The sequence below is a fragment of the Acidovorax sp. 106 genome (genome assembly GCF_003663825.1).
In the GTDB taxonomy this organism is placed as follows: domain Bacteria; phylum Pseudomonadota; class Gammaproteobacteria; order Burkholderiales; family Burkholderiaceae_C; genus Acidovorax.
This window is the reverse complement of the sequence record NZ_RCCC01000001.1, coordinates 2,238,342-2,255,178: the sequence shown is the minus strand read 5'-3', so window position 1 is coordinate 2,255,178 and position 16,837 is coordinate 2,238,342. Positions and strand designations below refer to the sequence as shown.

Here is a 16,837-nt window from a genome sequence, read left to right as displayed (position 1 = left end):
AGCACCACCCCACGGAGACCGACCTTGGGCCCCACCGCCCTGCCCCCGCACCGCCTGTACTACCTGCACAATTTTGTGCAGGCGCTGGAGTGGGTCCGCGCACGCTATGCCGACCTGCTGGACATGCCAGAGCAGGACTTCATCGCCCGCTTCGCACAGCTGCCCGAGCCCGCGCAAGCGCTGCTGGTGCGGCTGGTGATGCGGCGCGGCCCGTGGTTTCGCGCGGGCAAGCTGGTGTATGAAGAGATTGGCGACATCGACGCCGCCGCCGCGCCCCTGCTGGCCCTGGGCTGGCTCGATGCCACCGCCCCCATGGCACTGACCGAGCTGTTTGCCCTGCACACCCACCGCGAGGTGGCGGCGCTGTTTGCCGCCCCCGGCCCGCACCCGGCGCAGCCCAAGTCGCTGACCAAGGCAGCGCTGCTGCAGGCCCTGCAGCCGCACCACACCGCCACCCAGCCCTACCGCCAATGGCACCCTGCCAGCACCGAAGCGGTGTGGCGCGTGGCAGAGCACGTCATCGCGCTGTGCACGCGGCTGCGGCTCCTGTTCTTTGGCAACCTGTTCCAGGACTGGTCGGAATTCGTGCTGGCCGACCTGGGCCTGTTCCAGTACGAAGTGGTGCCGTTCGATGCGCAGTCGCGGGCGTTTCAATGCCGCGCCGATGTGGATCACTACCTGGCCCTGCACGCCCTGCGCCAGGCGCTGGACGATGGTGCCGAGCGCGCGCCCCTAGTGGCCGCCGCATTGCAAGCCACCAGCCCCAACCCCTGGCTGCAGCGGCGCCGCGCCAAGCTGCTGATGCGCATCGGCCAGGCCTGCGAGAAGGCCGCCGACTGGGCGCTGGCCGAGCAGGCCTACGCCCACAGCACGCACCCGGGCGCGCGGCACCGGCGCATTCGCGTGCACGAACACCTGGGCCGCCACGCCGACGCGCTGGCCCTGGCCCTGCAGGCCCAGGCAGCACCGGAGAGCGATGAAGAAAGCCAACGCCTCGCGCGCATGCTGCCGCGCCTGCTGCGCGCCGCCGGGCCACTGGCCAGCCCCGCGTCGCCCCAAGCAGAGGCCCACCGCACGGCAGCCACCACGCCCTTGCCCCCGCCGCTGGAGCTGGCACTGCCGCACCCCGGCCCGACCACCTCGGTGGAATGGGCGCTGCGCCACCACTGGCACACCGACGAGGCCCCCGTGTTCTACACCGAGAACGCACTCATCAACAGTCTGTTCGGGCTGCTGTGCTGGCCTGCTGTGTTCGCGCCGCTGCCGGGGGCGTTCTTTCACCCCTTCCAAAGCGCCCCTGCCGATCTGAATGCGCCCGACTTTGTGGAGCGCCGCGCCGACCTCTTTGCCGAATGCCTGCGCGGGCTGGAGGATGGCCGTTACCGCGCCCTCATCCTGGAGCGCTTTGCCAGCAAGCAAGGGCGCCAGTCGCCCTATGTGTTTTGGGGGGCCCTGAGCGAGCCGCTGCTGCAGTTGGCCTTGGAATGCATGCCCGCTGCACACTTGCGCCTGCTGTTTGAGCGCCTGCTGCAGGCCCCGGTGGACCACCGCAGCGGCCTGCCGGACCTGGTGCGGTTTTGGCCCACACGCCCGGTCGATCAACGCTACGAACTGGTCGAAGTCAAAGGCCCGGGCGACAAGCTGCAAGACAACCAGATCCGCTGGCTGCAGTACTGCCACGCCCACGGCCTGCCCGCCAGCGTGTGCCATGTGCGCTGGCAAGGTGCGCCCGGCGTGGAACATCCCACAGGCGCGGTGGCCACATGACCGCCCCACTTCCCACCCCGGCCCCACTGGTGGTTTCGGTGCGCGCCCTGTGCGCCTTCACAGCCCGCACGGGAGACCTGGACCTGCGCTTTACCCCCGCCCCCACGGCACTCGAAGGCATGGAAAACCACCGCTTGGTGCAGAGCCGCCGGGGCGAAGGCTATGAGGCCGAGGTGGCGCTGAGCGGGCTGTTCCAGCAGCTCACGGTGCGCGGGCGGGCCGACGGGTTTGACGCACCGCGCCAGCAGCTTGAAGAGATCAAGACCTACCGGGGCCAGCTGGATGGCGTGCGCCCCCACCAACGTGCCCTGCACTGGGCCCAGGCCCGCGTGTACGGCCACCTCATGTGCCAGGCGCGGGGGCTCACGCGGCTGCATGTGGCACTGGTCTATGTGCAAACCGGCACGGGGCAAGAGACCGAGCTGGTCGAAACCCACACCGCCGCCGATCTGCAAGCGCACTTTGAAGCGCTGTGCACGCGCTACCTAGCCTGGGCGCACAGCGAGCAGCAGCACCGCCAGGCCCGCGATGCAGCCCTAGCCGCGCTGGCCTTTCCGCATGGCAGCTTTCGCGCGGGTCAACGTGAGCTGGCCGTGGCCGTGTACCGCAACGTGGGCCATGGCCACCGTGACGACAAGGATGGCAGTGCAGGCGGCGGCCGTTGCCTGCTGGCCCAGGCCCCCACGGGCATTGGCAAGACGCTGGGCACGCTGTTTCCTCTGCTGCAGGCCAGCGCCCGCAAGGGGCTGGACAAGCTGTTCTTTCTGACCGCCAAGGGCACTGGCCACGCGTTGGCGCTCGACGCGCTGGCCCGTGTGCACGAGCAACTGGGTACACCCGCACCGCACAGCCCACAGATCCCACCCCTGCGCGTGCTGGACGTGCTGGCCCGCGACAAGGTCTGCGAGCACCCCGACAAGGCCTGCCACGGTGAGTCCTGCCCGCTGGCCCAGGGCTTTTACGACCGGCTGCCAGCCGCACGCCAAGCATTGGCGCAGCAGACCAGCCTGTGGGACGGCCCCGCCCTGCGCACCACGGCGCTGGCGCACGGCATCTGCCCGTACTACTTGGCGCAGGAGATGGCGCACTGGTGCGATGTGGCCGTGGCCGACTACCACTACTTCTACGACAGCGCCGCCATGCTGTATGCACTGACGGTGGCGCACGGCTGGAAGGTGGGCGTGCTGGTGGACGAAGCCCACAACCTGCCCGACCGCGCCCGCCGCATGTACACCGCCGAGCTGCACCAGGGCGCGCTGGCCGTTGCCCGCGCCGCTGCCACCGGCCCCGTGCGCAAGGCGCTGGACGCACTGCAACGGCAGTGGAACGCTATCCACCGCGACCAGTCACAAGCGTACTGCGCGCACCACACGCTGCCCGAGGCCTTTGTGCAGGCGCTGCAGCGGGCCATAGGCGCGGTGGCCGAAGCGCAGACCGATGCCCCGCTGCTGCCCGGTGACCCGGTGCTGGCGCTGTACCTGGACACCCTGCACTTTGCCGCCATGGCCGAGCAATTTGGCAGCCACGCGCTGCTGGACGTGACGCTGGACGCCCCGCGCTACGGGCATCGCGGTCGCTCCAGCACGCTGTGCATTCGCAACGTGGTGCCCGCGCCGCACCTCGCGGCGCGCCACGCAGCAGCGCACAGCAGCGTGCTGTTCTCCGGCACGCTCACGCCGCCAGCGTTCTACCGCGACCTGCTGGGCCTGCCGCCCGAGACGGGCTGGGTGGATGTGGAGTCGCCCTTTCACAGCGGGCAGCTGGCGGTGCACACGGTGGGGCACCTGTCCACCCGCTTTGCCGACCGAGCGCAGTCGCTGGCCCCCATCGCCCAACTGATGGCCGCGCAGTATGTGCGCCTGCCAGGCAACTACCTGTGCTTTGCCAGCAGCTTTGACTACCTGCAGCGCATTGCGGCGCAGCTGCAGCACGCCCACCCCGAGGTGCCCCAGTGGCAGCAAACGGCAGGCATGGACGACGCGGCCCGCCAGGCATTTTTGGACCGTTTTCAGCAAGGCGGCCAGGGCATTGGCTTTGCCGTGCTGGGCGGTGCGTTTTCCGAAGGGGTGGACCTGCCCGGCCACCGGCTGATTGGCGCCTTCATCGCCACGCTGGGGCTGCCGCAGGTCAACCCGGTGAACGAAGAAATGCGCCGCGCGATGGACCGGCACTTTGGAGCGGGCAAGGGGTATGACTACACCTACCTGTTCCCAGGCCTGCGCAAGGTGGTGCAGGCGGCAGGAAGGGTGATTCGCACCGAGCAGGACCAGGGCGTGGTGTTCCTGATCGACGACCGCTACCGCCGCGCCCCGGTGCGGGCCCTGCTGCCCGCATGGTGGGCACTGGATGGGGCGCCGCCCGCCAGCACGGGGCGATGACCGGCAAGCCCCAAAAGCAAAGCGGCCCGCAGGCCGCTGTGAGTGAAGTGCTGAAGTGGTGCTCAGCTCAACTCGGTGATCAGGTCGATGTACAGCTGCTTGGCCGCATCGGCTTCGGTGCCCTTGAGCTTTTCCCACGCCTCCCACTTGGCGCGGCCCACCACGTCGGAGAAGCTGGGCTTCTTCTCGGTGTTGTCGCCAGCGGTGGCCTGCTTGTACAGAGCGTAAATCTTGAGCAGCGTGGGGTTGTCAGGGCGCTCGGCCAGGTTCTTGGAGTTGGCTACGGCAGCTTCAAAAGTGGCGTTCAGGTCAGACATGCGGGTGTCTCCGTATCGGTATGAAAAGGGGCGCGAAAAAGACGCAAAAAACAGGCCGCAACGATCTTACGGCCTGCCAGCGCCCAGCGCGTACATCGCCAATGGGCGAGCGACGCCAAGACGACACTGCGCAGCCCGCATGCGGCCACCGCCCCGCGCTTTCATCGAATTGCCGCAGAGATCTGCAGCTATCAATTCAATAGCTGCCAGCGCTTATATATCAAGCGCTAGCAGCCTATTTCCCTCAAACCCTGGCCAACCCGTCCACCGCCTGGAACAGCGACTGCCGCGCCTGGCTGATGATCTGGCCCTTCCATGCGTCAGTGTCGGTGTAGAAGGCCGCCAGCATCTGGGCCTTGATCTGCGCGGCCAGCTCGGACGGGGCTTCGGGGTGGACGTTCAGCCAGTGCTCGGCCCGCAGGGCCTGGATGACTTCGGTGATTGGCACGGTGCCGTATTCCATCGCAATGCCGGTGTATTCGGCCTGCGGGCATTCGTCGTAGATGGCGGTCCACATCAGCCCCGTGAGGAAGGCCGAGGTGGACGAGCCGTCGTAGATGGAGGTGACGGGTGTGGCACCGCCGCCATCCCACCACTGGCGCGCACGCTGCACGGCGGCGGCGTCGTCTTTGCCTGCGTAGATGCGCTCGCCCAGGCCGCTGGGGCCCAGGCCCGTGTGCAGATCGATCCAAGCCAGGCGCTGCGCACGGGTGCCGTGCTCGCGCAGCACCTGGCGCAGGGTCTGGTTGCTCCAGGTGGGCGCGGTGCCGCCATAGAACAGCCCCTGTGCAAACTCGTGCTGGCCGCGCGTGATGGCGGACTGCCAGGCAGCCTCACCACGCTCTGCCAAAAAGGCCTGCACTGCCTGCACATTGGCGGCATTGGGCGGCCACACATCGGGCAGCAGCAAAGGCGCGACTTCGCGGTAGGCGGTGTTCTCGGGCAGGCTCGCCTGGAAGGTGTGGAAGTTACGGTTCAGGTCCACGTTCTCGTGCGTGGCACGGCGGATGTGCGAGAAGCCGTAGGGGTTGAGCGCGTGGATGTAGAGCACAGCCACCCCGGCATCGCGGGCCTTGGCGCGCCATTCGGCATCGTGCAGGGCAAACACCTGCACGCCGCTGCCGCAGTAGCCCTCCACGCCGTGGCAAGCGCTGCTCACGATGAGCAGTTGCTTGGCATCTGCGGGGCCGTCCAGCGCCACGTCCATGGCCAGCACCTCGCCCTCGCGCCCCGCCAGGGGGTGGGTGTGCGACTCCACAGACAGCCCAGCCGCCGCAGCGGCTTCCAGAAACTGCTTGCGGGCCACCGCGTACGTGGGCGAGAACGCTTGGGAGATACCGATCATGGAGGGGTTTCTTTCAGGAGTGAGAAAGGAAGGCTACGCGCCCTGTGGGCCAGGACGATGACAGGGGTGAAAGGGGTGTATCGGGCTTGCAGGCACAGAGGCGAAAAAGGGGAGTGGGTGCGCGGCGCAGGCCGGTCTGCCACCGGGTGCGCCCCGCCAGCCCCCGCAGATCAACCCGGCTTGGCTGCGGCCAGCCACTCCTGCGCCAGGCGCGCCCAAAAGGTGGCCCCCAGGGGGATCAGGTCGTCATTGAAGTCGTAGCTGGGGTTGTGCAGCGTGCAGGGGCCACCGCCGTGGCCCATCTCGCGGTGGCTGCCATCGCCGTTGGCAATGAAGAGGTAGGCCCCCGGCTTGGCCTGCAGCATGTAGGCAAAGTCTTCCGCGCCCATGCTGGGCTCCTGGTCCAGCGCGTTGGCTTCGCCCACGATACGGGCCATGACCTGGCGGGCAAACTGCGCCTCGGCTGGGGTGTTGATGGTGGGCGGGTAGTTGCGCACAAATTCAAAGTCGCACACCGCGTCGTGCGCAGCGCAGGTGTGCTCTGCCACCTGGCGCATGCGCTTTTCGATGAGGTCGAGCACCTCGAACGAGAAGGTGCGCACCGTGCCTTGCATCTCGCAGCTGTCGGGCACCACGTTGGTGGCCTCCCCGGTGTGGATCATGGTGACCGAAATCACGCCCGCATCCACCGGCTTCTTGTTGCGGCTGATGATGGTCTGGAAGGCCTGCACCATCTGGCAGGCGATGGGCACCGGGTCCACCCCCATGTGGGGCATGGCGGCGTGGCCGCCCTTGCCGCGCACGGTGATCTTGAACTCGCTGGTGGACGCCATCACCGGCCCGGCGCTGGCGGCCATGGTGCCTGCGGGCATGCCTGGCCAGTTGTGCATGCCGTACACGGCCTGCATGGGAAACTTCTCGAACAGGCCGTCTTCAATCATCACGCGGGCACCGCCACCGCCCTCTTCTGCGGGCTGGAAGATGAGGTACACGGTGCCGTCAAAATCGCGGTGCTGGGCCAGGTGCTGGGCGGCCGCCAGCAGCATGGCGGTGTGGCCGTCGTGGCCACAGGCGTGCATCTTGCCCGCGTGCCGGCTGGCATGGGCGAAGGTGTTGAACTCCTGCATGGGCAGCGCGTCCATGTCGGCCCGCAGGCCAATGGCATGGCCGCAGGCCCCGCCATCACGGCCTTGCACGATACCCACCACGCCGGTCTTGCCCAGCCCCCGGTGCACGGGAATGCCCCATTCGGTGAGCTTGCCTGCCACCACATCGGCGGTGCGGACCTCTTCAAAGCACAGCTCGGGGTGGGCATGAATATCCCGGCGCACGGCAGCAATACCAGCGGCCTGGGTGACGATGGAGTCGATAACGTTCATGATGGTATGTATCCTTACGATGGCACAGTCTAGCCCGCCAGCAACACCCATGCCATCACCCCTGTGGCAGACCACCTGTTGCGAGACGGGTATTTCGGTCATCCCCGTCCGCCATCACAACCTGCTCAAAGCGAGAACCCATGCTCTCCCCCCAAGCCCTCGAACTTGCGCAAACCCTGGTGCGCATGAACACCGTCAGCCACAACTCCAACCTGGAGCTGATCCACTTTGTGCGAGACACCTTGGCCCGGCTGGGGGTGGCAAGCCGCCTTACCTACAACGCCGACAGGACCAAGGCGAATTTATTTGCCACGCTGGGTGAGGGGAGGCCCAGCGGCATCATCCTGTCGGGCCACACCGACACCGTGCCCTGGACGGGGCAGCACTGGAGCATGGATCCCTTGAGTGCACTGGTGCAGGACGGCAAGCTCTACGGCCGCGGCAGTGCCGACATGAAAGCCTTCATTGCCCTGGCGCTGGCACATGCAGAGGACTTCTTGAACAGCAAGGCCCCCTTCGCGGTGCACTTTGCGTTCAGCTACGACGAGGAGGTGGGTTGCTTTGGCGTCAAAGAGCTGATTGCCGACTTGCGCGACGCGAACATCAAGCCCCTGGCCTGCATTGTGGGTGAGCCCACGCTCATGGTGCCTGCCATTGCGCACAAGGGGGTGTACCGCTACAAGTGCTGCGTGCGCGGCAAGGAAGCGCACTCGTCGCTGACCCCAAGCTCCGTCAACGCCATTGAAATGGCCGCCCGCGTGGTGGGCCGCGTGCGCGACATGGCCGAGGGGTTTGAGCAGCACGAGCCCCGCTTCGAGGGCTTTGATGTGCCCTTTTCTACCGCCAGCGTGGGCCAGTTCCACGGCGGCATTGCCGACAACGTGGTGCCACGCGACGCCGAGTTCCGCTACGAATTTCGCGACCTGCCCACCGCCAACGCGGCGCAAATGCAGGCCGAGGTGCTGGCCTATGCCAAGTCGCTGGAGCCCGCGATGAAAAAAGTCGCCCCCGACGCAGGCTTCGGCTTTGAAACCATTTGCGAAATCCCCAGCTTTCTGGGCAGCAAGGACGATCCCGTCACCCGCCTGGCCCAGCAGCTCAGTGGTGAGCGCAGCACCACGCTGGTGGCATTTGGCACCGAAGCCGGGCTGTTCAAAAACGCGGGCATCCCCACCGTGGTGTGCGGCCCCGGCAGCATCCAGCAGGCCCACCAGCCCGACGAGTTTGTGAGCCTGGAGCAGTTGGCACGCTGCGAGGCGTTTTTGCAGGGGCTGGCCCAGACCACGTCTTTGGACTGAACCGACCACCCCCACCTACAGCCCACAAAATAGCCCGGGGCTTGCGCGCCGGGCTATTTTCTTCGCGGGTTGAATCCGCAGGTTCAGGTTCGCACCCGACCATCCCCGGTGAGCATGGACATCTCCACAAAATGCGACGCGGAGTGGTCGTTGGGGCCAAACGACACCGGGTAGCCCGAGATGACCTGGGTGCCGAGGCCCTCCAGGCCGGAAATCAGGCTGTCGCGGGTGATCTTGCCGCTGCCCTGGGCCTGGCGCAGCCCCTCGGTGAAGATGCGCGCCGCCACAAAGCCCTCCATGCTGGAATAGTTGGCCTGCACCTTGTCGCTGCCTTTTTTGATGGCCTCCAGAAACTCGCGCGTGATCTGGCGCGAGGGCTGGTAAGGCGAGGGCACGACCTGCGACACCACGACCCCGGCACCGTCTTTGCCCAGCTCATCGGCCAGGGCCTGCGTGCCCACAAACGACACGTTATAGAACGTGCCGCCAAAACCGGCCTTGCGCGCTGCACGCACAAAGGCGGCGCTGGCACCATAGGCTGCGATTTGGACCACGGCATCGGGCTTGGCAGCCACCAGTTTTTCCACGGCTGCGGCAACATCGACCGAATTACGTTCCACCGTGGCAGCGGCCACCAGGGCCAGCTTTTGCTCGGTCAGCGCCTTGTTCACGCCATCCAGCCCGGCTTTGCCATAGGCATCGTTTTGGTGGAAGACTGCAATCTTCTTGAGCCCCAGGTTGACCAGCTGGCGCACGATGAGCGCAGTTTCGTCGTAATACGAAGCCCGCACGTGGAACACGAGGCGGTTGAACGGCTGGCGCAGCGATTCAGCCCCCGTGAACGGCGCAAAGAACGGCAGCTTGGCCTGGGTGAACAAGGGCAGCGCCGCCATGCTGGTGGGCGTGCCCACATAGCCAAACAGGGCAAATACGTCGTCGGCGATCAGCTTGCGGGTGTTTTCAGCGCAGCGATCGGGCTCATAGCCATCGTCCAGGGTGCGGATTTCCACCGTGCGCTTGCCGACGCCTCCAGCGGCGTTAAGCTGGTCAAAAAACAGCTTGGCGCCCTGGTTGAACTGGATGCCCAATTGCGCTGCGGGGCCGGAGAACGGGGCCGATTGCCCCAACACGATGCGCCCCTCGCTCTGCGCACGGGCCAGTCCAAAACCACCCACGGCAGCAGCGCCCACACCCACGGAAAATTGCCTGCGATTTAAAACAAATGGCTTCATAGTAGGTTCGAGGTTGGTTTTGGTTGGTGGGGAACGTATAACCGCTGCACGGGCCTGCGCCCACGACGCGGATCAGCCCCTCATGCATCGGAACACAATTCATTACATTCGAATTCTCAGGTGACCACGAAAAAATGTCCGCATCTATTAGCGTAAACCCCACACCATCGTCGGTATTGAGCATTCGTGGCGCCTGCCCGCACGACTGCCCCGACACCTGTGGCCTGATCACCACGGTGGACAACGGCGTGGCCACCCGCGTGCAAGGCAACCCCGATCACCCGCACACCGATGGCGTGCTGTGCGCCAAGGTGAGCAAGTACACCGAACGCACTTACCACCCGGAGCGCATCCTCACGCCGCTCAAGCGCAGCGGCCCCAAGGGGAGCGGCCAATTCACGCCCGTGACCTGGGACGAGGCACTGGCTGACATTGCCCAGCGCCTGTCCACCATTGCCGCGCGCGCGCCCGAGGCCATCCTGCCCTACAGCTACGCAGGCACGATGGGTTTGGTGCAGGGCGAGAGCATGGACCGCCGCTTCTTCCACCACCTGGGCGCCTCGCTGCTGGACCGCACCATCTGCGCATCGGCGGGCGGCGAAGGGCTGGTGCAAACGCTGGGCGGCAAGGTGGGCATGAAGGTGGAGTTCTTTGCCGAATCCAAGCTCATCCTCATCTGGGGCAGCAACTCGATTGGCAGCAACCTGCACTTCTGGCGCTACGCCCAGCAGGCCAAGCGCAACGGCGCCAAGCTGGTGTGCATTGACCCGCGCAAGAGCGAAACCGCCGACAAGTGCCACGAGCACATCGCCCTGCGCCCCGGCACCGACGCGGCGCTGGCGCTGGCGCTGATGCACGAGCTGATTGCCAACGACTGGCTGGACCACGACTACATCGCCCAACACACGCTGGGCTGGGACCAGCTGCGCGAGCGCGCACTGCAATGGCCGCCAGAGCGTGCGGCCGAAGTCTGCGGTATCCCAGCCGAGCAAATCCGCCAGCTCGCCAAGGACTACGGCACCACAGCGCCCGCCGCCATCCGCCTGAACTACGGCATGCAGCGCGTGCGCGGCGGCGGCAATGCGGTGCGCGCTGTGGCGTGCCTGCCAGCGCTTGTCGGCGCGTGGCGGCACCGTGCGGGCGGCATGTTGCTGTCCAGCTCAGGGCAGTTTCCGGTGCAGCGGGCGGCGTTACACCGGCCGGACCTGCTGACCGGGCGCACGCCGCGCACCATCAACATGTCCACCATTGGCGACGACCTGCTGCGCGAGGCCTCGCCCCCCTTCGGCCCCCAAGTCGAAGCCGTGGTCGTCTACAACAGCAACCCCGTGGCCGTGGCACCCGAGTCGGGCAAAGTGGTGCAGGGATTTGCGCGCGAAGACCTGTTCACCGTGGTGCTAGAGCACTTTCACACCGACACGGCCGACTACGCCGACTACATCCTGCCCGCCACCACGCAGCTTGAGCACTGGGATGTGCACCTGGCCTACGGCCACACCGATGTGATGCTCAACCGCCCCGCCATCGCCCCGGTGGGCGAGGCGCGCAGCAACGCGCAGATCTTCCGTGACCTGGCTGCCCGCATGGGCCTGACCGACCCCTGCTTTGCCGACAGCGACGAGGCCCTGTGCCGCCAAGCCTTTGGCAATGCGCTGGACTACGCGCTGCTGGAATCGCAGGGCTTTGCCACCCTGGCGGGGCCAGACGCCCCGTTTGCCGAGGGCGGCTTTCCCACACCCTCTGGCCAATGCGAATTCTTCAGCGCCCGGCTGGCTGCGCAGGGGCTGGACGGTCTGCCCGACCACCTGCCCAACCACGAGTTGGCGGGCACCAGCGCCCGCTACCCGCTGGCCATGATCTCGCCGCCTGCGCGCAACTTCCTCAACTCCACTTTCGTCAACGTCAAAAGCCTGCGCACCATCGAAGGCCGCCCGCTGCTGGAAATGCACCCCGACGACGCCGCCGCGCGGGGCATTGCCGACGGCAGCACCGTGCGCGTATTCAACGACCGGGGCAGTTACCAATGCCACGCCGAAGTGTCCACCCGCGCCCGCCCGGGCGTGGTCAACGGCCTGGGCATCTGGTGGCGCAAGCTGGGGCTGAACGGCACCAACGTGAACGAGCTGACCAGCCAGGCCCTGACCGACCTGGGCCGCGCGCCCACGTTTTATGACTGCTTGGTGGAGGTAGAGGCCGCAGGCACGGCAACCTCCTGACACAAGCGTTTATTCGCTACAAAAACAATAGCCTCCAGCGCTTATATATTGAGCGCTGGAGGCTATTTTTACTTACAAACCGCAGTGAATGCGCTTACAGCGCAGCCTCCAGAATCCGGCGGCTCACCGCAGGCGTGATCTCGCGCTGCTCGCCCAGCTTGACCATGCCGTGGGCTTCGAGCTGGGCAATCACTTTCTCGATCACTTCCGCCCCCAGGCCGTAGCCCGACAGGCGGGTGCGGATGCCCATGCTTTCGAAGAAATCACGGGTGCGCTCGATGGCAGCGGTGATGCGCTCGTCTTCGCTGCCGGTGGTGAGGCCCCACACGCGCTCTGCGTACTGCAACAGCTTGGCGCGCTTCGGGCCACGGCGTTCGTTCAAGAGTGCAGGCAGCACGATGGCGAGGGTGCGGGCGTGGTCAATGCCGTGCAGCGCCGTCAGCTCGTGGCCGATCATGTGCGTGGCCCAGTCTTGCGGCACGCCCGCGCCGATCAGGCCGTTGAGGGCCATGGTGGCGGCCCACATCAGGTTGGCGCGGTCGTCGTACACGGGCTCGGGGGCGGTGAGCAGGCGCGGCCCCACCTCGATCAGCGTGTGCAGGATGCCTTCGGCAAAGCGGTCTTGCACGGGGGCGTTCACGGGGTAGGTCAGGTACTGCTCCACCGTGTGCACAAAGGCGTCGACCACGCCATTGGCCAGTTGCTGGGGTGGCAGGGTGTAGGTCTTGGTGGGGTCCAGCACCGAGAAGACGGGGTAAGTGTGCTCGCTGCTGAAGGGCAGCTTGGCGCCCTTGGCGCGGTGGGTGATGACGCTGCCGTTGTTCATCTCCGAGCCCGTAGCGGGCAGGGTGAGCACAGCACCAAACGGCAGCGCGCGCTGCACGTTGCGGCCAAACTTTTCCAGAATCGCCCAGGGGTCGCCGCCCTCGAACAGCACCGCCGCAGCGATGAACTTGGTGGCATCGATGACCGAGCCGCCACCCACGGCCAGCAAGAAGTCAAACCCGCCTTCGCGGATCTGCGCCACGGCGTTCATCGATGTTTCGTAGCTGGGGTTGGGCTCGATGCCGGTGAAAGTGGCGTGCTGACGGCCGCCCAGCGCAGTGCGCACCTCGGCCAGGGTGCCGGTCTTCTCGGCACTGGCACCACCCACCAGGATCAGCACCTTGGCGGCAGCGGGCACCAGTTTGTCCAGGTCGGCAATGCGGCCCTGGCCAAAGGCGATGCGGGTGGGGTTGTGGAAGTCGAAGTTGAGCATGCGTGGGTTCCTTGGTGTGGGGAGGCGAGCCTGCAGAGACAAACCTGCGGCGCCTGCTTGTTTGCAGCCACGAAGGTTAACGCTGCGGCGCAGCGGCGGCACGCCACCTTGGCGACAACCCTGCCTGGCGTGCTGCCTATGCGCAGGGCGTCCGCCGAGGCGGGCGCTTTCGGCCCCAAAAAAGGGGGCGTAAAAGCCCCCTGGGTGGAATGCCGTCGCGGTCTGGCTGCGTCAGCGCTTTTGCTCGATGCGCATGGCGTTCAGACCATCCGAGAAGCTCAGCTCATAGCGCCCCCCGGCGGGCACTCCCTGGATGGGCAATTGCAATTTGCCGCCCTTGGCGTCCACGATGAGGGTAGAGCGCTTGTCGCCCACATGGGTGACCATGAGGTACGGGTAGGTCTGCGCATCCCACTGCACCGTCAGCACACCGCCCTGCTCCACGGCAGACATCTGCGGCGCGCTGGCTTTGGTGTAGATGCCGTTCTTGGCCACGGCCTGGCTGCTGTACAGCACCTGGTCGCCGCGCAGGATGGACACAGACAGCACCTGCCCCGGGTTGGGCACCGAGAAGCTGAACAAGGCCAGATCGGAGCGGTGATCCAGCGTGTCGGTGGCAAACGGGTATTGCACTGTGCCCGTGGTGGTGGTGATGCGCAGGGTGTAAGGGCCGGGCGCGGGCGCTTGCAGCAGGCCCTGGAAGGCCTTGAGCGGGTTGACCTTGACGCCAGAGGCATCGAGCTGGCCGCTGATGAGCAGCAGCTCCTGCGGCAACTCGGCCGCCTTGGTCTCGGTGACATACAGGGCGTCCGCAGGGGTCAGGTGCTTTTGCATCTTGCGGTAGCTGTAGTCCGAGAAGCTGCTGCCGCCACAGTAGCTCATGGCGTCGTGCTTGCTGGTGTCGGTGGCGTCAATGAACGTTGCCGTACTGAGGTTGTAGCCCCAGATGTAGCGGCCGCTGCCGCCCAGGGTGCCGCCTGCGTAGGGGTACTGCGGGTCGCCATTGGTCACGCCGCAGGGGGCGTGACTCAGGCTCAGGTTGTGGCCCAGTTCATGGACCATGGTGTCCAGCGCCACGCCCATGTTGTTGTTGGCAAACTTGCCCACCCCCACTGCGGCATTGCCAGGCACATAGCCCAGCCCCACTTGGCCGTAAGTGACTTTGGGCAGAAAGCCGTAGTAGTACGTGCGGCTGCTGCCGCTCTCGCTGGTGCGCAAGGCCGCCATCTCACCCAGGATCTTGCCCATGGCGGTGGACCACTCGGACTCATTCGCCGGGAAGGTAGGCACTGCGGTGGAAGTAAAGGTCGCGTGGATTTGCTCCGTCACCTTGCCTACGGGCACCTTGGGCTGGAAATAGGCGGCCATACCAGTGGGCATATCGACCGTGGTGGACCCGATCTTGACCGGCACCGCCATGAGCGTGATGGCATTTTCTGCCCCCACGCGCGGCGTGACGGTGGTGGGTGTCTGGCCATTGGCCAGGCTGACCTTCAGCACGATGCCACTGTTGATCAGCGAGGCAGGAATGGTGGCGGAGTACGCCGTGGTCAAGCTGGGCGAGGCGGGCGCCGTGGAGGGGATCGCGCCGGTGGGGGCCGTCATCGCAATGGTCTGCAGCAACTGGCCACTGCTGTTTTCCACACGCAGGGTACCAGCGGGCTTGGCCTCTGTAGTGTTGGTGGTGGTGACCTTGGCCAGCAGCAGAACGTTCTTGTTCTTGACCAGCACCAGTTCGGCATCCGTGACCGGGTAGACCATGGATTGCGCCAGTTCGACGCTGGCAATGCGTGCGGAGGATGTGGGTGCAGGCGCTGGGGCCGGTGCGGGCGTTGGCGAAGGTGCGGGCGTTGGCGAAGGTGCTGGGGCTGGCGTGGGTGCAGGTGCAGGTGCAGGTGCAGGTGCAGGTGCAGGCGCTGGGGTCGGCGCGGGAGCTGGAGCCGGAGCGGGGGTTGGCACAGGAGTCGGTGCGGGGGCCGGAGTAGGCGTTGGCGTTGGCGTTGGCGTTGGCGTTGGCGTTGGCGTTGGCGTTGGCGCGGGAGCCGGAGTTGGCGTGGGAGCCGGAGCCGGGACCGGTGTTGGCACCGGCGCAGGAACCGGGGTCGGCACAGGATTTGGCTCGGCCACAGGGGTCGGCGCCGGAGTGGTGGGGACTACCGTTGGGGGCTCGGGTGTCGCGACCGTGCTGCCATCGTCGTTGCCGCCGCCGCAGGCGGTCAGCGCCACCAGGGTGGTGAAGGCGGCGATGGCCCGCAAGCTGGCACGGCTCGCCGTGGTGGCCCGGGGTACCCACACCTGCCCCTCAGGCACCTGGGCGCCTTGGGCAATAGCGGCGGGCGCAACAACACCTTCCCGAATGGCAACGGGCTTTGAAACCATGGTTTTCCCTCTCTCGTCGTGAACTGGGGCCTGTTGCGCTCGAACACCGGTCAAACACTCTGCAACAGCCCGCTTTATGCGGTGAAAAATGCAAAGAGCCTGTTCAACCCTTCTCTGAGGCTGAACAGGCTCTTTGCCGAGTCCCAAATTTTAGCTAACGGCATGCAAATGCCGGTAAGCATCTGTTACATGCAGCCATTCGCGAATGTTTGCGAATGGTTTGCTGCACGGCAGTGCCCACAGTACAGGGGAGCGGACAGCGCAGGCTGCGCGAGAAGTCAGTCCAGGCGCACGCCTGCCGCCTTGATGATTTCGCCCCAACGCTTGGACTCGGCCCGCGCCATGGCGCGGAACTGCTCGGGCGTGCCAGGCAGGGCTTCCATGCCAAAGTCCTGCATGCGTTTGACCACGGCGGGGTTGGACAGGGCTTTGTTCAAATCGGCATTGAGGCGGGCCGTGATAGCAGCAGGCAGGCCAGCGGGGCCCAGCAGGCCCTGGAAGGCAAACACTTCCGTATTGGGGACACCGGCTTCGGCCAGCGTGGGCACGTCCGGCAGGGCTGCCACCCGTTGGGCCGAGCCGATGGCCAGCGCCCGCACTTTGCCCGAGGCGATAACGGGCAGGCCGGCCGCCAGGTCCAGAAACATGCAGGGCACCTGGCCGCCTATCACGTCCTGCAGCGCAGGCGCGGCGCCACGGTAGGGGATGTGCGTGAGGAAGGTCTTGGTGCGGTGCTTGAACATCTCCATCGCCAGGTGGTGTGGCGAGCCGTTGCCAGGCGATGCGTAGTTGAGCTTGCCAGGGTTGGCGCGTGCGTAGGCCAGAAATTCCTTCACCGTCTTGGCTTCGAACGCGGGGTTCACCACCAGCGCCAGCGGGAAGCGGCTGATGCCGCCCACGTAGGTGAAATCTTTTTCAGGGTTGAACGGCAGTTTGGTAAAGAGGTGCTCATTGAAAGCCAGCACGGCGTTGTCGGCCGACATGAAGGTGTTGCCGTCGGGCTTGGCCGTGGACACCATCTGCGCGCCGATGTTGGTGGACGCGCCGGGGCGGTTGTCCACCACGATCTGCTGGCCCAGCGTCTGGCGCATGGCCTCGGCCACGGTGCGCGCCAGCACGTCGGTGCCGCCACCTGCGGGGTACGGCACCACCCAGCGCAAAGGCTGGTCGGGCCAGGCGGCCTGGGCGTGCGCCCAGGGGGCAGAGAGGGCTGCGCCTGTGGCGGCCAGTGCGGGAAGGGCTGAAAGAAGGGTTCTGCGTTGCATGGC

General features: G+C 66.3%; 12 protein-coding genes. 5 read left to right on the top strand and 7 right to left on the bottom strand.

The window, feature by feature from the left end; translation table 11 throughout:
- The first annotated feature begins 24 nt into the window (after nucleotides 1–24).
- Nucleotides 25–1,767, top strand: a complete 1,743-nt coding sequence (locus C8C98_RS10035) for a VRR-NUC domain-containing protein (RefSeq protein ID WP_233574503.1) — start codon at nucleotides 25–27, stop codon at nucleotides 1,765–1,767.
- Nucleotides 1,764–4,145, top strand: coding sequence for an ATP-dependent DNA helicase (locus C8C98_RS10030; protein WP_121454140.1), 2,382 nt, complete (start codon nucleotides 1,764–1,766; stop codon nucleotides 4,143–4,145). The genes C8C98_RS10035 and C8C98_RS10030 overlap by 4 nt, the downstream gene beginning before the upstream one ends.
- Nucleotides 4,146–4,207: 62 nt before the next feature.
- Here C8C98_RS10030 and C8C98_RS10025 read toward each other — a convergent pair whose 3' ends face one another.
- The 3 genes from C8C98_RS10025 to C8C98_RS10015 form a co-directional block, all read right to left on the bottom strand.
- Complete coding sequence (locus C8C98_RS10025; RefSeq protein WP_099742878.1) at nucleotides 4,208–4,462, bottom strand: acyl-CoA-binding protein; 255 nt, start codon at nucleotides 4,460–4,462, stop codon at nucleotides 4,208–4,210.
- A 244-nt stretch (nucleotides 4,463–4,706) separates the two neighbouring features.
- Nucleotides 4,707–5,807 carry a M14 family metallopeptidase gene (locus C8C98_RS10020; RefSeq protein WP_121454139.1) on the bottom strand — a complete coding sequence of 367 codons (1,101 nt, stop codon included), beginning with the start codon at nucleotides 5,805–5,807 and terminating at the stop codon, nucleotides 4,707–4,709.
- A gap of 170 nt (nucleotides 5,808–5,977) precedes the next feature.
- A complete protein-coding gene (locus C8C98_RS10015) occupies nucleotides 5,978–7,186 on the bottom strand; it encodes a M20 aminoacylase family protein (RefSeq protein WP_121454138.1) in 1,209 nt (402 codons plus the stop codon).
- Nucleotides 7,187–7,326: 140 nt separating this feature from the next.
- Here C8C98_RS10015 and argE point away from each other — a divergent pair, with 140 nt between their 5' ends.
- Entirely contained in the window at nucleotides 7,327–8,484 is a 1,158-nt protein-coding gene (gene argE, locus C8C98_RS10010; protein WP_121454137.1) for an acetylornithine deacetylase, read from the top strand.
- 83 nt (nucleotides 8,485–8,567) lie between these two features.
- Here argE and C8C98_RS10005 read toward each other — a convergent pair whose 3' ends face one another.
- Entirely contained in the window at nucleotides 8,568–9,716 is a 1,149-nt protein-coding gene (locus C8C98_RS10005) for an ABC transporter substrate-binding protein (RefSeq protein WP_121454136.1), read from the bottom strand.
- 134 nt (nucleotides 9,717–9,850) lie between these two features.
- Here C8C98_RS10005 and C8C98_RS10000 point away from each other — a divergent pair, with 134 nt between their 5' ends.
- Nucleotides 9,851–11,932 carry a molybdopterin-dependent oxidoreductase gene (locus tag C8C98_RS10000; RefSeq protein WP_121454135.1) on the top strand — a complete coding sequence of 694 codons (2,082 nt, stop codon included), beginning with the start codon at nucleotides 9,851–9,853 and terminating at the stop codon, nucleotides 11,930–11,932.
- A gap of 94 nt (nucleotides 11,933–12,026) precedes the next feature.
- Here C8C98_RS10000 and C8C98_RS09995 read toward each other — a convergent pair whose 3' ends face one another.
- Both C8C98_RS09995 and C8C98_RS09990 read right to left on the bottom strand, forming a co-directional pair.
- Entirely contained in the window at nucleotides 12,027–13,190 is a 1,164-nt protein-coding gene (locus tag C8C98_RS09995; protein ID WP_121454134.1) for an iron-containing alcohol dehydrogenase, read from the bottom strand.
- Nucleotides 13,191–13,421: 231 nt separating this feature from the next.
- Nucleotides 13,422–14,951: a M66 family metalloprotease gene (locus C8C98_RS09990; protein ID WP_158600158.1), complete on the bottom strand. Its 1,530-nt coding sequence runs from the start codon at nucleotides 14,949–14,951 to the stop codon at nucleotides 13,422–13,424.
- 29 nt (nucleotides 14,952–14,980) lie between these two features.
- On the opposite strand from C8C98_RS09990, the gene C8C98_RS21780 reads away from it, so the two are divergent.
- Entirely contained in the window at nucleotides 14,981–15,175 is a 195-nt protein-coding gene (locus tag C8C98_RS21780; protein WP_158600157.1) for a hypothetical protein, read from the top strand.
- 672 nt (nucleotides 15,176–15,847) lie between these two features.
- Here C8C98_RS21780 and C8C98_RS09985 read toward each other — a convergent pair.
- Nucleotides 15,848–16,834: a tripartite tricarboxylate transporter substrate binding protein gene (locus C8C98_RS09985; protein ID WP_121454132.1), complete on the bottom strand. Its 987-nt coding sequence runs from the start codon at nucleotides 16,832–16,834 to the stop codon at nucleotides 15,848–15,850.
- Between the last annotated feature and the right edge of the window lie 3 nt (nucleotides 16,835–16,837).

What these genes read in the sequence shown, in the direction of transcription:
- C8C98_RS10030 (WP_121454140.1), top strand. Translation starts at nt 1,764, where the DNA reads ATGACCGCCCCACTTCCCACCCCGGCCCCACTGGTGGTTTCGGTGCGC.
- C8C98_RS10015 (WP_121454138.1), bottom strand. Translation starts at nt 7,186, where the DNA reads ATGAACGTTATCGACTCCATCGTCACCCAGGCCGCTGGTATTGCTGCC.
- argE (WP_121454137.1), top strand. Translation starts at nt 7,327, where the DNA reads ATGCTCTCCCCCCAAGCCCTCGAACTTGCGCAAACCCTGGTGCGCATG.
- C8C98_RS09990 (WP_158600158.1), bottom strand. Translation starts at nt 14,951, where the DNA reads ATGGTCTACCCGGTCACGGATGCCGAACTGGTGCTGGTCAAGAACAAG.
- C8C98_RS10025 (WP_099742878.1), bottom strand. Translation starts at nt 4,462, where the DNA reads ATGTCTGACCTGAACGCCACTTTTGAAGCTGCCGTAGCCAACTCCAAG.
- C8C98_RS10000 (WP_121454135.1), top strand. Translation starts at nt 9,851, where the DNA reads ATGTCCGCATCTATTAGCGTAAACCCCACACCATCGTCGGTATTGAGC.
- C8C98_RS10020 (WP_121454139.1), bottom strand. Translation starts at nt 5,807, where the DNA reads ATGATCGGTATCTCCCAAGCGTTCTCGCCCACGTACGCGGTGGCCCGC.
- C8C98_RS09985 (WP_121454132.1), bottom strand. Translation starts at nt 16,834, where the DNA reads ATGCAACGCAGAACCCTTCTTTCAGCCCTTCCCGCACTGGCCGCCACA.
- C8C98_RS09995 (WP_121454134.1), bottom strand. Translation starts at nt 13,190, where the DNA reads ATGCTCAACTTCGACTTCCACAACCCCACCCGCATCGCCTTTGGCCAG.
- C8C98_RS10005 (WP_121454136.1), bottom strand. Translation starts at nt 9,716, where the DNA reads ATGAAGCCATTTGTTTTAAATCGCAGGCAATTTTCCGTGGGTGTGGGC.